This is a genomic window from Morganella morganii (assembly GCF_041099235.1).
Lineage (GTDB): Bacteria > Pseudomonadota > Gammaproteobacteria > Enterobacterales > Enterobacteriaceae > Morganella > Morganella morganii_E.
Genome location: NZ_JBFZSO010000006.1, coordinates 1 through 22337, shown reverse-complemented (window position 1 = coordinate 22337; position 22337 = coordinate 1). Strand labels below are relative to the sequence as shown.

At 51.2% G+C, this 22337-nt stretch carries 22 protein-coding genes; 7 read left to right on the top strand and 15 right to left on the bottom strand.

The genetic code is table 11. The features are described 5' to 3' along the window. Positions 1 to 24: 24 nt before the first annotated feature. The 11 genes from atpG to asnC all read right to left on the bottom strand — a co-directional run bounded on the left by atpG (position 25) and on the right by asnC (position 9582). Complete coding sequence (gene atpG, locus AB7038_RS11340; protein WP_368889597.1) at positions 25 to 888, bottom strand: F0F1 ATP synthase subunit gamma; 864 nt, start codon at positions 886 to 888, stop codon at positions 25 to 27. A 53-nt stretch (positions 889 to 941) separates the two neighbouring features. Further along, positions 942 to 2483, bottom strand: a complete 1542-nt coding sequence (atpA, locus tag AB7038_RS11335) for a F0F1 ATP synthase subunit alpha (protein WP_368889598.1) — start codon at positions 2481 to 2483, stop codon at positions 942 to 944. Positions 2484 to 2497: 14 nt separating this feature from the next. Continuing rightward, on the bottom strand, positions 2498 to 3031 hold the full coding sequence (gene atpH, locus AB7038_RS11330) for a F0F1 ATP synthase subunit delta (protein ID WP_072871638.1): 534 nt from the start codon (positions 3029 to 3031) through the stop codon (positions 2498 to 2500). A gap of 12 nt (positions 3032 to 3043) precedes the next feature. Then, positions 3044 to 3514: a F0F1 ATP synthase subunit B gene (atpF, locus tag AB7038_RS11325; RefSeq protein WP_072871640.1), complete on the bottom strand. Its 471-nt coding sequence runs from the start codon at positions 3512 to 3514 to the stop codon at positions 3044 to 3046. Positions 3515 to 3572: 58 nt separating this feature from the next. Then, complete coding sequence (gene atpE, locus AB7038_RS11320; protein WP_000429386.1) at positions 3573 to 3812, bottom strand: F0F1 ATP synthase subunit C; 240 nt, start codon at positions 3810 to 3812, stop codon at positions 3573 to 3575. A 48-nt stretch (positions 3813 to 3860) separates the two neighbouring features. Continuing rightward, complete coding sequence (gene atpB, locus AB7038_RS11315; RefSeq protein ID WP_004236738.1) at positions 3861 to 4685, bottom strand: F0F1 ATP synthase subunit A; 825 nt, start codon at positions 4683 to 4685, stop codon at positions 3861 to 3863. Between the two features lie 30 nt (positions 4686 to 4715). Continuing rightward, positions 4716 to 5093: a F0F1 ATP synthase subunit I gene (gene atpI, locus AB7038_RS11310; protein WP_004236739.1), complete on the bottom strand. Its 378-nt coding sequence runs from the start codon at positions 5091 to 5093 to the stop codon at positions 4716 to 4718. Positions 5094 to 5696: 603 nt separating this feature from the next. Beyond that, a complete protein-coding gene (gene rsmG, locus AB7038_RS11305; RefSeq protein WP_368889599.1) occupies positions 5697 to 6323 on the bottom strand; it encodes a 16S rRNA (guanine(527)-N(7))-methyltransferase RsmG in 627 nt (208 codons plus the stop codon). Positions 6324 to 6326: 3 nt separating this feature from the next. Continuing rightward, on the bottom strand, positions 6327 to 8216 hold the full coding sequence (gene mnmG / locus AB7038_RS11300) for a tRNA uridine-5-carboxymethylaminomethyl(34) synthesis enzyme MnmG (protein ID WP_123569571.1): 1890 nt from the start codon (positions 8214 to 8216) through the stop codon (positions 6327 to 6329). 372 nt (positions 8217 to 8588) lie between these two features. Beyond that, a complete protein-coding gene (gene mioC / locus AB7038_RS11295; RefSeq protein WP_368889600.1) occupies positions 8589 to 9032 on the bottom strand; it encodes an FMN-binding protein MioC in 444 nt (147 codons plus the stop codon). 88 nt (positions 9033 to 9120) lie between these two features. Next, positions 9121 to 9582: a transcriptional regulator AsnC gene (gene asnC / locus AB7038_RS11290; RefSeq protein ID WP_004240216.1), complete on the bottom strand. Its 462-nt coding sequence runs from the start codon at positions 9580 to 9582 to the stop codon at positions 9121 to 9123. Between the two features lie 163 nt (positions 9583 to 9745). On the opposite strand from asnC, the gene asnA reads away from it, so the two are divergent. Then, positions 9746 to 10738 (top strand): aspartate--ammonia ligase, encoded by a 993-nt coding sequence (gene asnA / locus AB7038_RS11285; protein ID WP_004240217.1) that lies wholly within the window; start codon positions 9746 to 9748, stop codon positions 10736 to 10738. Positions 10739 to 10766: 28 nt separating this feature from the next. On the opposite strand, the gene viaA is transcribed toward asnA, so the two are convergent. Next, the gene (viaA, locus tag AB7038_RS11280; protein WP_369453332.1) at positions 10767 to 12221 is read right to left on the bottom strand and encodes an ATPase RavA stimulator ViaA; all 1455 of its coding nucleotides are present in this window, start codon (positions 12219 to 12221) and stop codon (positions 10767 to 10769) included. Further along, the gene (gene ravA / locus AB7038_RS11275; protein ID WP_368889602.1) at positions 12215 to 13726 is read right to left on the bottom strand and encodes an ATPase RavA; all 1512 of its coding nucleotides are present in this window, start codon (positions 13724 to 13726) and stop codon (positions 12215 to 12217) included. Before ravA ends, viaA begins: the two co-directional genes overlap by 7 nt. A gap of 295 nt (positions 13727 to 14021) precedes the next feature. Between ravA and rbsD the strand changes: the two genes are divergently transcribed. The 6 genes from rbsD to rbsR all read left to right on the top strand — a co-directional run bounded on the left by rbsD (position 14022) and on the right by rbsR (position 19850). Continuing rightward, positions 14022 to 14441 carry a D-ribose pyranase gene (gene rbsD, locus AB7038_RS11270; protein WP_368889603.1) on the top strand — a complete coding sequence of 140 codons (420 nt, stop codon included), beginning with the start codon at positions 14022 to 14024 and terminating at the stop codon, positions 14439 to 14441. Between the two features lie 7 nt (positions 14442 to 14448). Next, positions 14449 to 15954, top strand: a complete 1506-nt coding sequence (gene rbsA / locus AB7038_RS11265) for a ribose ABC transporter ATP-binding protein RbsA (RefSeq protein ID WP_368889604.1) — start codon at positions 14449 to 14451, stop codon at positions 15952 to 15954. Between the two features lie 3 nt (positions 15955 to 15957). Continuing rightward, positions 15958 to 16929, top strand: coding sequence for a ribose ABC transporter permease (rbsC, locus tag AB7038_RS11260; RefSeq protein ID WP_004236751.1), 972 nt, complete (start codon positions 15958 to 15960; stop codon positions 16927 to 16929). Positions 16930 to 16962: 33 nt separating this feature from the next. Then, on the top strand, positions 16963 to 17853 hold the full coding sequence (gene rbsB, locus AB7038_RS11255; RefSeq protein WP_354621757.1) for a ribose ABC transporter substrate-binding protein RbsB: 891 nt from the start codon (positions 16963 to 16965) through the stop codon (positions 17851 to 17853). A gap of 64 nt (positions 17854 to 17917) precedes the next feature. After that, the gene (gene rbsK / locus AB7038_RS11250) at positions 17918 to 18844 is read left to right on the top strand and encodes a ribokinase (protein ID WP_369453331.1); all 927 of its coding nucleotides are present in this window, start codon (positions 17918 to 17920) and stop codon (positions 18842 to 18844) included. 4 nt (positions 18845 to 18848) lie between these two features. After that, positions 18849 to 19850, top strand: coding sequence for a ribose operon transcriptional repressor RbsR (rbsR, locus tag AB7038_RS11245; RefSeq protein WP_368899154.1), 1002 nt, complete (start codon positions 18849 to 18851; stop codon positions 19848 to 19850). On the opposite strand, the gene mdtD is transcribed toward rbsR, so the two are convergent. Next, on the bottom strand, positions 19847 to 21262 hold the full coding sequence (mdtD, locus tag AB7038_RS11240) for a multidrug transporter subunit MdtD (protein ID WP_369453330.1): 1416 nt from the start codon (positions 21260 to 21262) through the stop codon (positions 19847 to 19849). The genes rbsR and mdtD overlap by 4 nt on opposite strands. A gap of 53 nt (positions 21263 to 21315) precedes the next feature. After that, complete coding sequence (locus AB7038_RS11235) at positions 21316 to 22002, bottom strand: FadR/GntR family transcriptional regulator (RefSeq protein WP_036413354.1); 687 nt, start codon at positions 22000 to 22002, stop codon at positions 21316 to 21318. Between the last annotated feature and the right edge of the window lie 335 nt (positions 22003 to 22337).

Genomic DNA, 22337 nt, shown 5'->3' with positions numbered 1-22337 from the left:
TACGTAATTCGTAAAACCCGGGTGTTAAACCGCGGCAGCACCGGACACAATCTCGGTGAGTTCTTGTGTAATGCTTGCCTGACGCGCTTTGTTGTAAACTAAATTCAGCTCTTTGATCATGTTACCGCCGTTATCAGTTGCAGCTTTCATTGCAACCATACGGGCGGCCTGCTCACTGGCCAGGTTTTCCACAACGCCCTGGTATACCAGCGCTTCGATGTAGCGCCGTAAAAGGGAATCCAGTAACGCTTTAGGATCAGGTTCGTATAAATAATCCCAGGTTTTCTTCTTCAGGCTTTCGTCATCGCTTGGCGGTAACGGCAGAACCTGAACAATGGTCGGAACCTGAGACATGGTATTCACAAACCGGTTAGTTACAATGTACAGCTTGTCAAGACGACCTTCGTCGTAGGCCTGAAGCATGACTTTTACCGAACCGATAAGGTCAGCCAGCGACGGGTCATCCCCCATGCCGGTTACCTGAGCAACCACATTCCCGCCCACAGAGGAGAAGAATGATGTTGCTTTGGACCCGATCAGAGCCAGATCAGTCTGAACACCTTTGTCAGACCAGTCTTTCATTTCGACAATCAGCTTCTTGAACAGGTTAATGTTCAAACCACCACACAAACCACGGTCGGTAGAAACAACCAGGTACCCGACACGCTTAACCTCGCGTTCTTCGAGGTATGGATGTTTATATTCCAGATTACCCAATGCAATGTGACCAATCACACTGCGGATGGTCTCTGCATAAGGACGGCTGGCCGCCATGCGGTCCTGCGTTTTACGCATTTTGGACGCCGCGACCATTTCCATCGCTTTAGTGATCTTCTGCGTATTTTGTACGCTGGCGATCTTAGAACGTATCTCTTTTGCGCCGGCCATTTGCTCTCCTCATGAACCAGACGGCCTGTACTGTTCACACAGGCCGTTTAGTATTACCAGGACTGAGTCGCCTTGAAGGTATCGAGCACGTTTTTCAACTTCGCTTCGATATCATCGTTATAGCTACCCGTCTGGTCGATTTCTTTCAGAAGATCAGCATGTTCACGAGTGGCGTAGCCAATCAGAGCAGCTTCAAACGGCACGACTTTCGAAATTTCGATATCTTCCAGGTAACCACGCTCAGCTGCATACAGTGACAGAGACTGTTGTGCCACTGACATTGGTGCATACTGTTTCTGTTTCAGCAACTCGGTAACTTTCTGACCGTGGTCAAGCTGTTTACGGGTTGCATCATCAAGGTCAGATGCGAACTGTGAGAACGCCGCCAGTTCACGATACTGTGCCAGAGCGGTACGGATACCACCGGACAGTTTTTTCATGATCTTGGTCTGTGCTGCACCACCCACACGGGATACGGAGATCCCCGGGTTAACCGCAGGACGGATACCGGCGTTGAACAGCGCGGATTCCAGGAAGATCTGACCATCAGTGATGGAGATAACGTTAGTCGGAACGAACGCTGATACGTCCCCTGCCTGAGTTTCGATGATTGGCAGCGCGGTCAGAGAACCGGTTTTGCCTTTCACTTCACCCTTGGTAAACGCTTCCACATATTCCGCGTTAACACGCGCAGCACGTTCCAGCAGACGGGAGTGCAGATAGAAAACGTCACCCGGATATGCTTCACGTCCAGGCGGACGACGGAGCAGCAGGGAGATCTGACGGTAAGCAACCGCTTGTTTTGACAGGTCATCATAAATGATTAACGCGTCTTCACCGCGGTCACGGAAGTATTCACCCATTGCACAACCGGAATACGGAGCCAGGTATTGCAGTGCCGCAGATTCAGACGCACTCGCGACCACAACAATCGTGTTGGCCAGCGCATTGTGCTCTTCTAATTTACGGACAACGTTAGCAATAGTGGACGCTTTCTGACCAATTGCGACGTAAATACATTTGATGCCGGAATCACGCTGGTTGATGATGGCATCGATTGCCAGTGCGGTTTTACCGGTCTGACGGTCACCGATAATCAGCTCACGCTGACCACGGCCGATTGGAATCATCGCATCGACAGACTTATAACCGGTCTGTACAGGCTGATCAACGGACTGACGTTCGATAACACCCGGTGCGATAACTTCGACAGGTGAGAAACCATCGTGCTCAACCTGGCCTTTACCATCGATAGGCTCACCCAGGGTGTTGACCACACGGCCTAACAGGCCACGGCCAACCGGCACTTCCAGAATACGACCGGTACATTTGACTTTCATGCCTTCTGCCAGGTCGGCATAAGGACCCATCACAACCGCACCAACAGAGTCGCGCTCCAGGTTCAGTGCGATAGCATAACGGTTGCCCGGCAGAGAGATCATCTCACCCTGCATAACTTCGGCTAAACCGTGGATACGAATGATACCGTCGTTGACGGAGACAATCGTACCTTCGTTGTGAGCTTCACTCACGACATTGAACTGAGCAATGCGCTGCTTGATCAGTTCGCTGATTTCGGTGGAATTCAGTTGCATATGCTCCAGTCCCCTTAAGACTGCAAGACGTCGGTTAAACGCTCGAGTCGATTGCGAATGCTGTTGTCGATGACAAGGTCACCGGCGCGCAATACAAACCCCGCGATAACTGACTTATCAATTTTGCAATTCAGCTTAACTTTGCGTGACAGACGTTTTTCCATCGCTGCAGAAATTTTCGCCAGCTGCTGTTCATTGAGTTCGCCGGCTGAAGTGACTTCAACCTCAACGGTTGACTCCAGCGCAGCCCGCAGTTTTGCGAACTGACGGCTAACTTCCGGCAGGGTCACTAAGCGACCATTCTCAGCCATGATACGAACCAGGTTCTGCACATGCTCGTCAATCTGCTCACCGCAAACAGTGATAAACGCCTGAGCCAGGGTTTCCGGAGCAAAAGAACCGGAAATCAGATCTTCGATCTGCTCATTGCGTGTCACTTCCGCGGTAAATGCCAGCATGTTCTGCCATTTTTCAACGGCCTGGTTTTCCACAGCAAAGTCAAAAGCTGCTTTGGCGTAGGGGCGAGCTACAGTAACGATTTCTGACATGCCCCATCCTCCTTACAGTTCAGCGACAAGTTTATCAACGATGTCGCTGTTAGCAGCTTCATCCACGGAACGTTCAATAATTTTCTCGGCACCCGCGACAGCTAAAATGGCGACCTGTTTACGTAACTCTTCGCGAGCACGTTTGCGTTCGGCGTCAATTTCCGCCTGTGCCTGTGCTACGATTTTGCTACGCTCAACTTCCGCTTCTGCTTTTGCCTCATCGATGATCTGAGCGCGTTGTTTATTCGCTTGTTCGATCAGAGCAGATGCTTCCGCTTTCGCTTTTTTCATTTGGTCGGTCGCATTGGCTTGCGCTAAGTCCAGGTCCTTTTTAGCACGTTCTGCGGAAGATAAACCGTCAGCAATTTCTTTCTGACGTTTTTCAATGGCCGCCATGATCGGTGGCCATACATACTTCATACAGAACAAAACAAACAGGACAAACGCGATGGCCTGGCCGAGGATTGTTGCGTTAAGATTCACAGCACAATACCTCTTTATCTAATTGAGTTGATGTAAATATCCGGGAGTGGCCGTATCACTACGCAACCGCAAACATTACATACAAGCCCAGACCTACAGCGATCATCGGGATGGCGTCAACCAGACCCATTACGATGAAGAACTGAGTACGCAGCAGAGGGATTAAATCCGGCTGGCGTGCAGCGCCTTCTAAAAATTTCCCACCGAGGATGCCGATACCGATCGCAGCACCGATAGCCGCCAGGCCCATCATTACAGCGGCAGCCATGTACAGCAGATCCATATTCAGGTTTTCCATGACAGTCTCCAGTTTGTTTCAGTTAAATCACAGTTATTGGTAATAAAATTAATGCTCTTCAGACGCCATCGACAGATAGACGATCGTCAGAACCATGAAAATAAAGGCTTGTAACGTAATAATCAGTATGTGGAAAATCGCCCACGGAAGGCTCAGTAACCATTGTGACCACCACGGTAGCAGACCTGCAATAAGAATGAAGATCAGCTCACCTGCATACATGTTCCCAAACAGTCGCAGACCGAGGGAAACAGGTTTTGACAGCAGGCTTACCCCTTCCAGAATCAGGTTGACCGGAATGAATAACGGATGATTAAAAGGCTGTAATGTCAGCTCTTTTGCAAATCCTTTCACGCCTTTCATCTTGAAGCTGTAAAAGAGGATAAGAACGAATACACCAATCGCCATCGACAGTGTGATACTTACGTCTGCGGTCGGAACGATACGCAGCGCAGGTAAACCGAGGATGTGTTCACCGATATACGGAATGAAGTCGATTGGTAATAAGTCCAGTGCGTTCATCAGCAGCACCCACACGAACACCGTTAATGCGAGAGGTGCAATAACCTTGCTCTTGCCGTGATACATATCACGGACGTTGCTGTCAACGAAGCCGATAAGCATTTCTACCGCAGTCTGAAATTTCCCGGGAACGCCACTTGTCGCTTTCTTTGCCACCCTTCTGAAAAGCCATAAAAAGAAAATACCTAATACGACTGAGAAGAAAAGGGAGTCAATGTTCAGCGTCCAAAAAGATGGAGTCGCGTTCGCATGGGGATTGACCAACTCGAAAGTATTCAGGTCCAGCTGAAGGTTATTCAGGTGGCCACCGATATACTCTTTTGTGGTTAAACTTTCTCCTGATGCAGACATGATGCCTCTTACCCTTTGTTGTTAAAACCGCTAACCGCTTAGCACGGCCGGTGCGATAATCTGCACGAAAAGCACCGCTAAATAGGTCAAGACCAGTGGTGCAACTGCCGCTTTAAACACTCCTAAAGCAATCATCAGTATCGCTATCGCGAAGATAACTTTAAACCCTTCCCCTACCACAAAAAACCATGCAATCCGGTACGACTGCGGTTCCTCATGCGCTTTCTGCCGGTTACTGATCAGCAAAAAAATCGCATTCGGTATCCATGCGGCAACTCCCCCGGCCAGCGCGGAAGCACCCCACTCGATACTTTTTATGCAAAAAAGCGCACTAAGAACAACAAACGTCATAAACTGCAAAAACAACAGTTTTTTGGTCAATTTTCCGTTGAAAAGGGAGACAGACATGACATTTAGTTTCTCCGTGTGCACCTTCCGGGGTCAGGCTTACTGAATGATGTATAAAACTGCCTTTGAGCGAGAGTGTCAAGAGACAAAAACGTGCAAATTATACGGGCAGCCAGATTGTTTTCAATCAATAAGTAGCGAAAAAGTGAATAAAAATTTAATTTCTTTGCCGCCACCACAAATCGTACAAAAAATAGAGTCTACCCTACCTCGGAATACGACGTGCAACTCATTTCTGAAACGTGACAAAAATCACATAACATAAAATACATTAGTTGAATTAACATTTTATAGCGATCAACGGTTGTAAAAATAGCAATATCTATCAACCAGTTAATCAAAAAAATAAACATTTAACTGATATTTACAGGTTAATTTTAAATAAAATAAATAATTTTGAAATAATGCGTTATCAGTAAAAACGATCCGGCATGAAATTTTTCGCAGATAAACTTACCGGAAAGTAACCAATCTGCCGTTGTCACTTTGTAACGGCCCCGTTACGCATTTTATTTTCGTCTCCGGCAAAACAAAGGGACGGTGCAGAAAATGCGCTGACTCCGTCCCCTTAAAAATATTTCTGTTTTTTGACGTACAGCAAACTCAATTTGCTTTAAGAATCACCAGATGGCGCTGCTCATCAAGTTGCGGCACGACCAGTTTTTCAACACTGACGAGAGAAATCCCCTCCGGTAACCGGGTTAATTCCTCTTCCGGCACACTGCCTTTCAGTGCAAAAAAGCGCCCGGTTTCCGGTACAGGCAGGTGATGACACCAGCTGAGCATATCATCCAGTGATGCAAATGCACGACTGATAACTCCGTCAAATGGTTCGCCCTGATACTCTTCCACGCGGCTCTGAACCGGTTCGATGTTGGTCAGCCCCAGTTCATGCTGTACCTGTTTCAGGAAGCGTACACGCTTACCCAGGCTGTCGAGCAGAACAAAGTGAGACTCAGGACGGACAATCGCCAGCGGCACACCGGGAAGCCCGGGACCGGTGCCGACATCAATAAACCGGCTGCCGGTCAGGTGAGGTTCCACCACGATACTGTCCATGATATGGCGTACCAGCATCTGTTCCGGCTGACGGACAGAGGTCAGGTTATAGGCTTTGTTCCATTTGTGAAGCATCTCCACATAGCCGGTCAGCTGCTGTTTCTGCTGATCGGTCAGCCGGATATCCGCACTGCGCAGCAGCGCGGAAAGTTGTTGCTGTAAATCACTCATCCGTTACGCACTCCGCCGCAGAAGGCCCTGCTTTTTCAGCCAGACCAGCAGGATAGAGATAGCAGCCGGTGTGATACCGGAGATCCGCGATGCCTGACCGATCGAGGTCGGTTTGTGGTCGTTGAGTTTGGCCACCACTTCATTGGAAAGCCCGCTCACCTGTTTGTAATCGAGATCAACAGGCAGTGTGGCGTTCTCATTACGCAGCTGACGCTGAATTTCATCCTGCTGGCGGGAGATATACCCTTCGTATTTCACCTGGATTTCCACTTGCTGTGCCGCTGCCGGTGAATCAACCCCCGGTGCGAAATCACTCAGGGTCATCAGGCGGTTGTAGTCCATCTCCGGACGGCGCAGAAGATCTTCTCCGGTCGCTTCTTTGGAGAGAGGCGTGTTCAGGATCGCGTTGATCTCTTTCACGCTTTCGGACTGCGGATGGACACGGATATCTCTCAGGCGCTGACGCTCTTTCTCGATCAGTTCCATTTTTTCACTGAAGTGTGCCCAGCGTGCGTCATCCACCAGCCCCAGTTCACGGCCTTTTTCCGTCAGACGGGCATCTGCGTTGTCTTCACGCAACATCAGACGGTATTCCGCCCGTGAGGTAAACATCCGGTACGGCTCTTTGGTGCCGAGTGTGCACAGGTCGTCCACCAGCACGCCGATATACGCCTGGTCACGGCGCGGGAACCAGCCTTCCTGATCGGCAGAATAGCGGGCGGCGTTCAGACCGGCCAGCAGCCCCTGGGCAGCCGCTTCTTCGTAACCGGTGGTGCCGTTGATTTGTCCGGCAAAGAACAGGCCGTGCAGGTATTTGCTTTCCAGGGTCTGTTTCAGGTCGCGCGGGTCAAAGAAATCATACTCGATAGCATATCCCGGACGCACAATACGCGCGTTTTCCATGCCTTTCATCGAGTGAACAATCTGCATCTGCACATCAAACGGTAAGCTGGTGGAGATACCGTTCGGGTAAATTTCATTGCTGGTCAGCCCTTCCGGCTCCAGGAAAATCTGATGCTGGTTACGATCCGCAAAACGCATCACTTTGTCTTCAATGGACGGGCAGTAACGCGGTCCGATCCCTTCGATCACACCGGCGTACATCGGGCTGCGATCGAGGTTATTGCGGATCACCTCATGGGTTTTTTCATTGGTGTACGTGATATGGCACGGCATCTGTTCAGGATGCTCATCCGCACTGCCCATGAAGGAGAATACCGGCATCGGGTTGTCACCGAATTGTGGTGTCAGCTGAGCAAAGTCGATGGTCCGGGCGTCAATACGCGGTGGTGTCCCTGTTTTCAGGCGACCGACACGCAGCGGCAGTTCCCGCAGGCGGTGTGACAGAGAGACTGACGGCGGATCACCGGCACGGCCGCCGCTGTAGTTTTCCAGTCCGATGTGAATTTTGCCGTCCAGGAATGTCCCGACTGTCAGTACAACCGATTTGGCTCTGAATTTCAGTCCCATCCGGGTCACTGCACCGGTAACGGTATCGTTTTCAACGATAAGATCTTCAACCGGCTGCTGGAAAATCATCAGGTTAGGCTGGTTTTCCAGTGCGGTGCGCACTGCCAGACGGTAAAGCACACGGTCAGCCTGAGCACGGGTGGCATGAACTGCCGGTCCTTTGCTGGCGTTCAGGGTTCTGAACTGAATACCGGCACGGTCAGTGGCATGTGCCATCAGCCCGCCGAGTGCATCGATCTCTTTAACCAGATGTCCCTTACCGATCCCACCGATAGCAGGGTTGCAGGACATCTGACCCAGAGTGTCGATATTGTGAGTCAGTAAAAGTGTTTGACGGCCCATACGTGCCGCTGCCATTGCAGCTTCAGTACCGGCGTGGCCACCGCCGATAACAATGACGTCAAAATGATCCGGATAAAACATGTTAAACCTTCATTACAAAATGCAGTAGCGCATCGGGGGAGAGAATATAACTCAACTCTTGCCGTCTGACCATGAGCGGTAAAGACGCAGGTAATTATATAAAGATCTTTTTATTTAAAGATCTCTTTATTAGATCTTTTATTAGGATCGCGATCCTCTGTGGATAAGTGTAAAATCCCCATAAAGATCATAAAACTGTAAAGGATCATTTCCTGTGAAGTACCGTTGATCCTGTACAGTATAAGCTGGGATCAAAAAGGGTACTTATTCACAGGGCCTGACGGAGAGTGATCTTATACAGTGAATAACTACGGGTTGATCGCAAGTTGATCCCTGAGTTATCCACAGTTGATCGCTGTTTTTATCAGCAAATCAGAGTAAATTTTTCCATTCTTCGATCCAGATCTCAGCCGGATCTTCAGGAATGTCGTGTTTCTGAATATCAATTTCGAGTGACTGACCGATTTTTCTGGCACCCAGAGAGGTGAGCAGGGCATCCAGTGTACGGACGGCACCACAGAAGGTGTCATATTCACTGCTGCCGATCCCGATGGCCCCGTAACGGACGGAACTGAGATCAGGCTGCTGCTCACGCAGGGTATCAGCAAACGGCTGTATATTTTCGGGGAGATCACCGGCACCGTGAGTGGAGGTGACAATTAACCAGATACTGTCCTGCTGCGGTACATCGTCCGCTTCCGGCCCGTGCTGCACATCCGTGGTAAAACCGGCGTTTTCCAGGATTTCGGCAACATGCTCGGCAACATATTCTGCGCTGCCCATGGTACTGCCGGTAATGAGAGTAACTGTGGTCATGGTGATCCCCTGCTGTAAAGAGCCGCTATTGTACGCTGTGAAACAGCTGGGATCTACCTGTGGATAATGTGGTTATAAGAATTTTTTCTTACGGGCGGATCGTCCGTATGATCGGGTTCTGTAAGGAGATCAGGGTTTCAGTGGACTGTATCTCATCAATACTCTGGATCTTGTTGATAAGTACGTCCTGCAGAGATTCTATCGTTTTGCACATCACCTTTATAAAGATGCTGTACTGCCCGGTGGTGTAATAGACTTCCACCACTTCATCCAGCTTATCGAGTTTCTTGAGGGCGGCCGGGTAATCTTTGGCACTTTTCAGGATGATGCCGATAAAGCAGGTCACATCAAATCCCAGCTGTTTTTCACTGATATCCACCCGGGTGCCGGTGATGATACCTGCCTGCTTCATTTTCTCGACCCGGACATGGATCGTTCCGGGACTGACGGCAAATTTTTTCGCTAATTCCGCGTAAGGTGTGCGGGCATTCGCCATTAAAGCGTGAAGTATGTCACGGTCCAGATTGTCGATCTGATAAATTTCGGCCATTTTATGTCCCTTAAATTAACGAAAATTCATTTTTATCATCATAAAAATGAATTTTATAAATAGCAAAGGGTATTTTTGCTAAAGGATATTGAATTTATACCCCATTCTGTTGCTTAATCTCTTTCACAGGCAATACATGTTCCGCATATCAAGGATTATTATCATGGAAAAATCATTCATCCGACAGCAGCAGCAAATCAGCTTCGTGAAGTCTTACTTCTCACGTCTGCTGGAAAAACAACTGGGCCTTATTGAAGTCCAGGGGCCAATCTTAAGCCGCGTGGGTGATGGTACTCAGGATAATTTATCCGGCAGCGAGAAAGCGGTTCAGGTGAAAGTTAAATCATTGCCGGGCTCAACCTTTGAAGTCGTGCATTCACTGGCTAAATGGAAACGCAAAACCTTAGGGCGTTTTGATTTTCAGCCGGGTCAGGGTCTGTACACCGACATGAAAGCGTTGCGTCCTGATGAGGATCGCTTAACCCCAATCCATTCTGTCTATGTTGATCAGTGGGACTGGGAAAAAGTGATGGCAGATGAGGAGCGTACGCTGCCTTATCTGAAGCAGACAGTGAGTAAAATATATCAGACAATAAAAGAAACAGAACTTGCAGTAAGTAAGGAATTTGGTCTGACACCGTTCCTGCCGGACCAAATTCATTTTATTCACTCTGAAGAACTGCTTGCACGCTACCCGGACCTGGATGCCAAAGGCCGTGAGCGCGCCATCGCGAAAGAACTGGGTGCCGTCTTCTTAATCGGCATCGGCGGTAAATTATCTCATGGTGAGTCCCATGATGTCCGCGCACCGGATTACGATGACTGGACCACTGAGAACAGTGACGGTTACAAAGGGCTGAACGGGGATATCCTCGTGTGGAACCCGGTTTTACAGGATGCGTTCGAGTTATCCTCAATGGGGATACGTGTCGATCCGGTTACCCTGGCGCGTCAGTTGGATCTGACCGGTCAGCAGGTGCGGATGGAGCTGGACTGGCATAAATCGCTGGCAGCCGGTGAAATGCCGCAGACTATCGGCGGCGGGATCGGCCAGTCACGTCTGGTGATGTTACTGCTCCAGCGCAGCCATATCGGCCAGGTACAATGCAGTGTGTGGGCACCGGAAGTGCGAGAAACTATCACTGATATGCTGTAATTCTCTGCCGTACGGTGAGCCCGGAGGCTCACCGCCTGAAACGGCGCAGCAGACGATTTTTTAAGCCGGTATCAAAACGCCAGATGTGATCAAAAATCCGCATGATACCGGGCTTTCCGTAATGGGACAGGGCTACCGCATGGAAGCGGTGTTTTCCCTGCTGCTGCGAACGTTTTACCTGCTTCACCACGTCATCCGGCAGCCGCTGGGCAATAAAGTCAGACATCACCACCACATCCGCATCACGCCACTGCGGCGTTTCCAGCCGTTTTGCCGCTTCTGTCAGACAGGACGCCAGGTCTGTTCCGCCTTTAAAACTCTGAAGCAGAAAGCGGGTCATCTGTTCTATGCCGTCCGGACCGAGAAAATCATAATGCACCTGTTCAGTGGAAAAGAGCATGACATGGCACTGCCGGTTATCGGCCATGGCTATTTTGACCAGTGCGAGACAAAACGCTTTGGCGCAGCGTTCATTAAAACCGCCCATAGAGCCGGAAGTATCGATGCAAATAATGAAGGGGCCGCGCGGCTGTTTTTCATCTTTATGATGAACGACCGGTCTCATCACCTGCCGTTCCTGCCAGTGATCGCCCTGTAACCGGTAGGTGTATAACTGCTTCTCGGCTAGCTTCCGGTAAAACTCCAGCTCCAGACCGCTGATACCGAGTAATGCCAGCTCGGCGGGCAGAAGACGCAGCACATCATCACTCAGCCCTACCCCGCTGACCTCTTCCGGGGTCTGATCCGGCACCAGTTCGGTAATGGTGACCGGCTCTGTCACCGCACTGTCCTGAGGAACGGATTTTGCTGTCTGACTTCGCCCCAGCAGTGAGGTCAGTTTTTCCAGTTCCGGCTGGGATTTTAAAAACTCGCTGTAACGCAGCAGGAGATCGTCCGTCGGTCCGGGGGATTTCAGTGATCCTTTGGCCAGATCCCATAATTTACCGGAAGCCTGCTCATTTTCACTGATCAGCGGATCAAGATTGCCGCTCAGCGCCAGATGCTGCTGAAGTTCGGCAAGAAGCTGTTCTTTTTCCTGCTCCAGGATCTCTTTGTGGTAGGTGGTGACCTGTAAAATCAGGCTGAGACGCCAGCGCTGATTGAATAATATCTGATGGGAGGTGGTTTCCTGCTCATCTCTGTGCAGGCGGTGTGCTTCCGGCGAGAACGGCGAGTTTATGTCCTCCAGCGCTTTGAGGATTTCCGGCAGCAGGCGGTAAAATTCTGTCCGGTCTGCGGCGGTACTTTTCTGGTAAAGACGGAATTCATCTGCCAGTGCCGCTGGTACCAGCGCCTCTTTCACCCGTTCTTCCAGCGATTTCCGCCATGACGGCATATCGGTCAGCACCGCACGGCGTAACCGCGGGTGCTTTTCAAAAAACCAGGCCAGCTGCGGAGCGGCCAGCAGTGTCAGCAGGATCTCCTCAATGAGTTCCCCTTCATTAACTGCCAGCGCCAGATCCAGTGCCGAAAGACTTAACACGGGGTGCTGCTCATTTGCTGAGCCAGTTTATCGAGGCGCTCTGCCACCGGCAGAAAGCTTTCCTCTATCTGCGCAATCCAGTCATCACTGACAAACAGGGCCGGCTGATGCTGCGCAAACAGCTGGCGCTGCTGTACCAGTGTCTGGCGTATCACCGAAAGCTTATCCAGCCAGATTTGCTTCTGCGCCTCTGTCATCCGGCTTTCGGTACCCGCAGGGAACAGGGTACTGCTGCGCAGACTGACATCACGCAGTTCCAGAAGGCCGTTATCATTCACGGCGGCAGATACAGACTGGGTAAAGCCGATGCCGTTGAGTTTTGCCGCAATGTGCTCTCCTTTATCAAAGAAAGTATCAAAAGCACTGCGCTCAATAGTCACGTGAGTGACTGTCATATCATGTAATGTCAGCGGGTTATGTAAAAAGAGGATGACCGGGCCGGGTGGCAGTGTATCCGGCAGAGCGTAACTGACTTTGCGCCCGAAACGGGCACTGCTGCGGATCACACTGAAGGCATCCCTCTGTTGCTGAGTCTGCGTTTCCAGGATCCATTCCTGATAGTATTTTTCCAGTTTCAGCAGCAGGCTGCGTTGTTGATAGGCCTGCTCACACATCAGTTGTGTCAGCAGTAGCGGAACGGATTTCAGTGAGGCGGAATCATGCCACAGGCAATCTTTCAGCAAAATCAGGTCAAGAGGTGTGATACTGCTGTGGTCGTTGAAAAACGCACTGGCCTGTAACAGCCGCAGTGCCTTTTTCCAGCGCCGGTCTGAGATATACGGTGCGTTATCCAGCCGCTCAATCTGCTGACGCAGCTGATAAATCAGTTCAAATATCTGATCGGTCAGCACAACACGGTCAATTTCTTCCTGCCACTGATGATATTCCTCATCGGTTACCTGCAGATGCGCGGGGATCTGTTCATCCGATTCCCCCGGTGTGCTGATAAGCATGGCGCGGAAGCTCTGTTTTTCCTGTAATTTATCCAGCCATAAGCGGATAAGCATCCGGTCATAGAGTGCTTCCAGGCTGCTGTCGTCGTCCGGCAGTTCGTTGGACGCGGCCACCAGCAGCCGCATCGGAATAGGGCTTTCGCTGTCGCCGTTACGGTATTTGCGTTCGTTAATCGCGGTCAGCAGGGTGTTGAGGATAGCGGGACCCGCTTTCCAGATTTCGTCGAGAAACACGATTTCCGCATCCGGCAGATATCCCTGCGTGATGCGCTGGTATTTACCTTCATCTTTCAGTGCCGCAATGGAGAGCGGACCGAAGATCTCCTCCGGGGTGGAGAAGCGGGTCATCAGATACTCAAAGGCACGGGCGTCACTGAAAATCAGTTTCATGCGCCGTGCGATCATACTTTTGGCAATTCCCGGCGGGCCGAGCAGAAAAACACTTTCCCCGCTGAGGGTGGCCAGTAAGCAGAGCCGGATGGCGTGCTGTCGTTCATACAGCCCGGATTCCAGATGTCGGCTCAGCCGGGCGATACGTTCAGAACGTTGCATGGGACTCCCGTGAATTTACTGATGCAGTTTCTGCGTTTATAAACTAAAAAAGCTACCGTGTTTACTGCGTGAAATCACGTTTCTTCTGTTTTTTGCGTAAATAACGGAAAAAAAACAGCTGTTTTATATTGAATCCATTCAGCTATAACTCATTCAATCAGTTAGCTTTTTCAGTTAACACATTCTTAAGCGAAACGTTTCGATCACCATCACATTTTTTATGGATGAACATTGAGTTTTCCCGTATTTTTCCTACCATGGTTTAAAAGCGAAACGTTTCGCTCAGGAGGATTTTATGAAGAAAGGGGCTTTACTGAACGGTGATGTCTCCGCGGTTATCGCGCGTCTGGGTCATACCGACCATATTACTGTTGCTGATGCCGGGCTGCCGATCCCGCCCGCCACACCACGTATTGATCTGGCATTGACACAGGGAGTGCCTGATTTTATGTCAGTGTTTAAGGTCATCACGCAGGAGATGCAGGTGGAAGCTGCACTGATGGCGGAAGATATCCAGACGCATAACTGTGAGCTGCATGATGCGATTGTGGCACATCTGAAAGCCCTGGAATTACAGCAGGGGAATGTGATTCAGATTCAGTATGTGACTCATGCCTCTTTCAAGTTACAGACACAAAACAGCCGTGCCGTGATCCGGACCGGTGAGTGCACTCCGTTTGCCAATGTGATGCTATTTTCCGGCGTGACATTCTGAGGTGTCTATGGAACCGTTACTTGAACTCAAAGGTATCGATAAAGCTTTCCCGGGTGTGAAAGCCTTATCCGGTGCCGCCCTGCGAGTCTACCCCGGCAGAGTGATGGCGCTGGTCGGAGAGAACGGCGCCGGTAAATCCACCATGATGAAAGTGCTGACCGGGATCTACAAAAAAGATGCCGGTCAGATTCTGTTTCTGGGGCAGGAGCGTCAGTTTACGGGGCCGAAATCGTCTCAGGAAGCCGGTATCGGGATTATCCATCAGGAACTTAACCTGATCCCGGAACTGACGATTGCAGAGAATATTTTCCTCGGCCGCGAATTCACCGGCCGTTTCGGCAATATCGACTGGAAAAAGATGTATGCCGAAGCAGATAAGTTACTGGCCCGTCTGAATCTTTCTTACAGCAGTCACCGGCTGGTGGCGGAACTGTCTATCGGCGATCAGCAGATGGTGGAAATCGCCAAGGTGCTCAGTTTTGAGTCGAAAGTCATCATTATGGATGAACCGACGGACGCACTGACGGACACCGAAACCGAATCCCTCTTCAGTGTGATCCGCGAACTGCGTGAGCAGGGCTGCGGGATTGTCTATATTTCTCACCGTCTGAAAGAGATTTTTGAGATTTGTGATGACGTGACGGTGTTTCGCGACGGTCAGTTTATCGGTGAAAAACAGGTATCTGACCTGACAGAAGATACGCTGATTGAAATGATGGTCGGGCGCAAGCTGGAAGATCAGTATCCGCGTCTGAATCTGCCGCGCGGCAAAGAGAAGCTGGTGGTGAAAAACCTGTGCGGCCGCGATGTGCATGATGTCAGTTTCACGCTGCATGAGAATGAAATTCTCGGTGTTTCCGGGCTGATGGGCGCCGGGCGTACCGAACTGATGAAAATCATTTACGGCGCGATGGCAAAAACCGGCGGAACGGTTGAAATGGACGGCAAAGCCTGTCAGATAAACTCGCCGAAAGCCGGGCTGGATAACGGTATCGTGTATATATCCGAAGACCGCAAACGCGATGGTCTGGTGCTGGGGATGTCAGTAAAAGAGAACATGTCTCTGACGGCGCTGCCGTATTTCAGCAGCAAAACCGGACGCCTTAATCATAAAGAAGAGCATCTGACTGTCAGTGATTTTATTCAGCTGTTCAATATCAAAACCCCGGGCATGGATCAGATAATCGGGTTCTTATCCGGTGGTAATCAGCAGAAAGTGGCGATCGCCCGCGGCCTGATGACCCGGCCGAAAGTCCTGATCCTCGACGAACCGACACGCGGTGTTGATGTCGGAGCGAAGAAAGAGATTTATCAGCTTATCAACAAATTTAAACAGGAAGGCCTGAGTATCATCCTTATTTCATCGGAAATGCCGGAAGTGATGGGGATGAGTGACCGGATTCTGGTCATGCACGAAGGACGGATAAGCGGGGAGTTTGCCGCGGAAAACGTCACTCAGGAAGCATTAATGGCCGCCGCAGTCGGCAAACAATATGGCGCAGGGCAGGAGTAAGATATGCGTACAGATTCAACCCCGGCGTCAAAACGCTGGTTTTCCAAAGAATGGCTGCTTGAGCAGAAATCACTGATAGCACTGCTGATCCTGATTGTGATTGTCTCCATGATCAGCCCGAATTTTTTTACCCTGAATAACCTGTTCAATATTCTCCAGCAGACCTCTGTGAACGCCATTATGGCGGTGGGGATGACGCTGGTGATCCTGACCTCCGGGATTGACCTGTCTGTCGGCTCACTGCTGGCACTGACCGGTGCGGTGGCGGCCTCCATGGTGGGCGCGGATGTTAACGCTATTGTTGCTGTCGCGGGTGCGCTGGCGCTGGGGGCGGCTATCGGTGGTGTGACCGGTGTGATTGTCGCGAAAGGGAAAGTGCAGGCCTTTATCGCCACATTAGTGATGATGCTGTTACTGCGCGGTGTGACCCGTGTGTATACCGACGGCAGCCCGATCAGCACCGGATTCAGTGATAACGCCGATGTGTTCAGCTGGTTTGGTATCGGCCGTCTGTTCGGCATTCCGGCACCGGTCTGGCTGATGATTGTCGTTTTCGCGGCAGCCTGGTATCTGCTGCACCACACCCGTCTGGGTCGTTATATCTATGCGCTGGGCGGTAATGAATCCGCCACCCGCCTGTCCGGTATTAATGTCGATAAAATCAAAATCATTGTTTATGCCCTCTGTGGTCTGCTGGCGGCATTAGCCAGCGTGATTGAAGTGGCGCGTTTATCGTCCGCACAGCCGATGGCCGGTAACGGTTATGAGCTGGATGCGATTGCGGCGGTGGTACTCGGCGGCACCAGTCTCGCCGGGGGTAAAGGCCGTATTATGGGCACCCTGATCGGGGCGCTGATTTTAGGTTTTCTGAACAACGCGCTGAATCTGCTGGGGATCTCCTCCAACTACCAGATGATTGTTAAAGCGGTTGTGATTTTGCTGGCTGTACTCGTTGATAACAAAAGCAGTAAATAATCCACTTACCCGAATCCTGCAAGGAACAGAAACATGAAACTGAAAAAGATTGCGACCCTTTTCTCCGTTGTTGCACTGAGCGCCACTATCAGCGCCAATGCACTGGCAAAAGAGTCCATTGCCCTGGTGATTTCCACACTGAACAACCCGTTCTTTGTCACCATGAAAGACAGTGCACAGAAAGAAGCGGATAAACTCGGTTACGACCTGGTGGTTCTGGACTCCATGGATAACCCGGCGAAAGAATTGGCTAACGTGCAGGATCTGACCGTGAAAGGCACCAAACTGATGCTGATTAACCCGACAGACTCTGATGCGGTCGGTAACGCCGTGATCCTGGCCAACAAAGCCAATATCCCGGTTATCACCCTTGACCGTGTTGCCAATAAAGGTGAAGTGGTCAGCCACGTTGCCTCTGATAACGTCCTCGGCGGCAAACTGGCCGGTGATTTTATCGCCCGTAAAACCGGCGCGGATGCCAAAGTTATCCAGCTGGAAGGTATCACCGGGACTTCAGCTTCCCGTGAGCGCGGTGAAGGTTTCAAACAGGCGGTTGCCGAGCATAAAATGAATGTGCTGGCCAGCCAGCCGGCAGATTTCGACCGTACCAAAGGTCTGAATGTTATGCAGAACCTGCTGACTGCACATCCGGCTGTTCAGGCGGTATTTGCCCAGAACGATGAAATGGCATTAGGTGCGCAGCGTGCATTGCAGACTGCAGGCCGTGATGATGTGCTGGTGGTCGGCTTCGACGGCACAGCTGACGGCATCAAAGCCGTGAAAGGCGGCAAACTGGGAGCAACAGTGGCACAGCGTCCTGACCAGATCGGTATCATTGGTATTCAGACAGCCGATAAAGTCCTGAAAGGCGAAAAAATCGACAAAACCATTCCGGTTGAGTTAGAACTGATTGTAAAAGACTAACGATATCAGCCTCCCCGGTACACTGTGCCGGGGAGTATTGTCAGTAATTAAGGAAATAAAGGTAATGACAACATCCCGTCTGACCGTTCTCGGCAGTATTAATGTCGATCATATTATGAATATTGCACAGTTCCCGGCACCCGGCGAAACGGTGATCGGTAAGCAATATCAGACAGCCTTCGGCGGCAAAGGCGCGAACCAGGCTGTGGCCTGCGGACGCAGCGGTGCTGATATTACCTTTATTGCCTGTGTGGGGGATGATGCCATCGGCGCGGAAATCCTGGCGCAGTTGCAGCGTGATCGTATTCACACCGCTGCAGTCAGCGTGGTACCGGAAGCGGCCACCGGCGTGGCGATGATTTTTGTGAATGAAGACGGTGAAAACGTCATCGGCATCAGTGCCGGTGCCAATGCCGCGCTGACACCGGCACATTTTGCGCCTTATAAAGGGCTTGTTGAACAATCGGATGCCCTGCTGATGCAGCTGGAGTCCCCGCTGGAAACGGTGATTGCCGCCGCACAGGCTGCAAAAAATCATCAGACGAAAGTTATCCTCAATCCGGCCCCGGCGCGGGAATTACCGGACAGCCTGCTGAAGCTGGTGGACGTTATCACCCCGAATGAAACCGAAGCGGAAAAGCTGACCGGTATTTCTGTCAGTGATGAAACCGGCGCAGCCAAAGCGGCGCAGGTACTGCACGATAAAGGGATTGAACAGGTTCTGATCACCCTGGGCAGCCGGGGGGTCTGGCTGAGCGTCAACGGTGAAGGCCGCCGGATCCCGGGCTTTAAAGTTAATGCAGTGGATACCATTGCAGCCGGTGATACCTTTAACGGCGCGTATGTCACGGCGCTGCTGGAAGGAAAACCTGCAGATGACGCGGTGCGTTTTGCCCATGCCGCCGCCGCGATTGCTGTTACCCGCCGGGGCGCACAGCCATCGGTGCCGTGGCGCCGTGAAATTGACGCTTTCCTTGCGGAGCGTGGTTAAGACTGTGGCGACGATGAAAGATGTGGCGCGGCTGGCGGGGGTATCTACCTCGACAGTCTCCCATGTCATCAATAATAACCGTTTTGTCAGTGACGGCGTGCGCAAGAAAGTAAATGATGCCATTGCCGAGCTGAACTACGCACCGTCTGCACTTGCGCGCAGCCTGAAAATGAACCGCACAAACACCATCGGGATGCTGGTGACTACCAGTAATAACCCGTTTTATGCGGAAGTCGTCCGCGGCGTGGAACGCAGTTGCTATGAGCGCGGCTACAGCCTGATCCTCTGTAATACCGAAGGGGATCACAAACGGATGAACAGCAGCCTGGAAACCCTGCTGCAAAAGCGGGTGGATGGTCTGCTGCTGATGTGTACAGAGATAAAAGGCCCGTCAGCGGAGGTGTTCAGCCGCTATCCCCGGCTGCCGATGGTGATGATGGACTGGTCGCCGTTTGCGTTCGGCGGGGATGTGATTCAGGACAACTCTTTCCTCGGCGGCGAAATTGCCACCCGTCACCTGATCGAAAACGGTTTTACCCGGATTGCCTGCATTGCCGGTCCGCTGGATAAATCACCGGCCAAGTCCCGTCTGGACGGTTTTTACCGTGCAATGGCACAGGCCGGGCTGGATGTGCCGCCGGAGTATGTGCTGGAAAGTGATTTTGAATTCAGCGGAGGTTTCAGTGCCATGAATCAACTGCTTTCCCTGCCTGTACCGCCGCAGGCGGTATTTGCCGGTAACGATGCGATGGCGGTCGGTGCTTATCAGGCTATCTGGCAGAAAGGGTTGCGTATCCCGCAGGATATTGCGGTTATCGGTTACGATGATATCGATCTGGCAGCATTTCTCACGCCGCCGCTGACCACTATTCACCAGCCGAAAGACGAGCTGGGCAAACTGGCGGTGGATAAGCTGCTGCGTCGTATGGATGACGCAGACGCACCTTCTGATTTACTGGTGCTGACCCCGGCACTGATAAACCGGGGCTCTGTTATCTGCCGTTAAGGTGAGGCTGGACTGTCTGAAGGGCGGGTTTTCTTCTTAATCATATTCCGCCCGTCAGTCCGGCTCAGGAACAGGAACACAAACGCCGACAGAATCGTCATCACCCCGACCGTCACAAAGGTCGCATGGAAATTATCAACGATCGATCCCCAATCCTGAGACTCAAAATAGCGTAATACAGACGCACTCACCGCAATCCCGAAACTGATGGAAAGCTGCTGGGTCACGGCCAGCACACTGTTGCCGGAACTGGCATTGTGCTCGGTCAGATCTGCGAGGGTAATCGTATTCATCGCGGTGAACTGGGTCGACATCGCCATGCCGAGAATAAACAGCGGCAGGACCAGCAGATAAATCGACATTCCCGGCGACTGGAAATAGAAAGAAGAAATGATTGCGCCGATCACCAGTGTGACCGCAAATAATGTCAGACGATAACCGTAGCGGCGCAGAATCTGCGTGACCGCTGATTTTGCCAGAATAGAGCCGATAGCCGTCGGTGCCATCATCATCCCTGCCACCACAGCGGGATAACCAAAACCAACCTGTAACATCAGCGGCATCAGAAACGGAATACAGCCGGTGCCCAGACGCGTGGCAACGTTACCGGCTATCCCGACACTGAATGTCCGTGTGCGGAACAGACTCAGCGGAATAATCGGTGCAGGAATACGGCGGGCGTGCAGGGCATAGAAAGTCAGCAGTGCAAAACCGCTGCCCATCACCAGGAACGGCGTTGCCGCCGCCAGGGCATTATCCCCGAACAGATCCAGACTGACAGAAACAGAGACCAGCCCGGCACCAAGCAGGGCAAAACCTAACGTATCAAAGCGGCGTTTCGGCATGGTGAAATCGGGCATATGGCGGATGGCGTAAATAATCCCCAGAATCCCGATAGGTATATTAATGATAAAAATCCAGTGCCAGGTGGCATAGGTCACCAGAATCCCGCCGAGCAGCGGCCCCAGTACCGGGCCGACCAATCCCGGAATGGTGACAAAGTTAAGAATCGGCAGCAGTTCGCTGCGCGGATAAGCCCGCAGCAGTGCCAGCCGGGCCACCGGCATCATCATTGCCCCGCCTATCCCCTGAATAATCCGTGACACCACCAGGAATGGCAGATTGGGTGAAAAGGCACATAATAAAGAACCGAGGGAAAACAGAATCACCGCGATAATAAACACCCGGCGGGTGCCGAAGCGGTCAGCCAGCCAGCCGCTGACCGGGATCAGCAGTGCCACTGTCAGGGTGTAACTGATAACAGCGGACTGCATTGCCAGAGGGGAGTGGTTCAGGCTTTTGGCAATATCCGGCAGTGCGGTGTTCAGAATGGTGGCATCGAGCGCCTGCATAAAGAACGCCATCGCGGCAATCCACGGCAGGCCCGCCATATTCCGGGCTGTTTTAAACATGTTTTCCCTTAATGCATTATCTCTGAATAGTCAGTAGTGTAACTATTACATATTCACACTTTACTCAACAACACCTGACATGCCTGGCGGGCGCGTTCTCCGTTCCCGTCGATAATGGCATCCACAATCTCCTTGTGGAGATCAATTTCAATAACCTGATTAGTGGTGATGGATTCAAAAAAGTTGTGATACACAAAATCGAATAAATTAGCGAAAGAGGAAAAGAAGGGATTTCCGCACGCCTGGTAAATAAGGTGGTGGAAGCGGTGATCAACGGCTATCCATTTATCCCTCTCAAAATGGGCGGATAATAAGGTCATCTCTTTTAACAGAAACGAAAGTGACTGTTTCTGATCTTTTCCGGCATTCATGGCGGCCAGTGCGCAGGCCTGGGGTTCAATCGCGGCGCGCAGCTCGCGGAAATACGTCAGTACCTGCCGGTGGTCTCCGCTGCTCAGCCACCACTTAATAAAGTCATGGTCGAGAAAATTCCAGCTTATTACCGGCATCACCCGGGTGCCGATGCGCGGGCGCGGTAAAACCATTCCTTTCGCCGCCAGCATTTTTACTGCCTCACGGACAGCGGTCCGGCTTACCCCGAACTGCTCCGCCAACTCAATCTCTCCCGGCAGAATAGACTCCGGCGGATACTTGCCGGATAAAATCTGCTGTCCCAGTTTTTCAGCCAGAAGATAAGACAGGTTCTTTTGTGACGCATTGAGTTGTTCTGAAAACTGCATTCTGATTCCTTGGCGTGATGCATTAACAAAGCGGGATAATGATATATAAGACGCATTATGGGCATATTAATGACAAAACAGGCGAATAAAAGCTCAAATATACATGTTTTGTCTAAAAAAAACGCGAACAAACATTTTTTTCAAATAAACACTTGCGTGATCTCAGCGAGTGTCTATAATGCGCCACCACTGACACGGAACAACACGCTGACAAGCGGTTCCGGCAGAAAGAGAAAAAGCGAAAAGTTGAAAAACAACGCTTGACTCGAAGGGGCTGGAAACGTAATATACGCAGCCTCGCAACAACGCAGAAGACCGGCAACGGCAGCGAATGT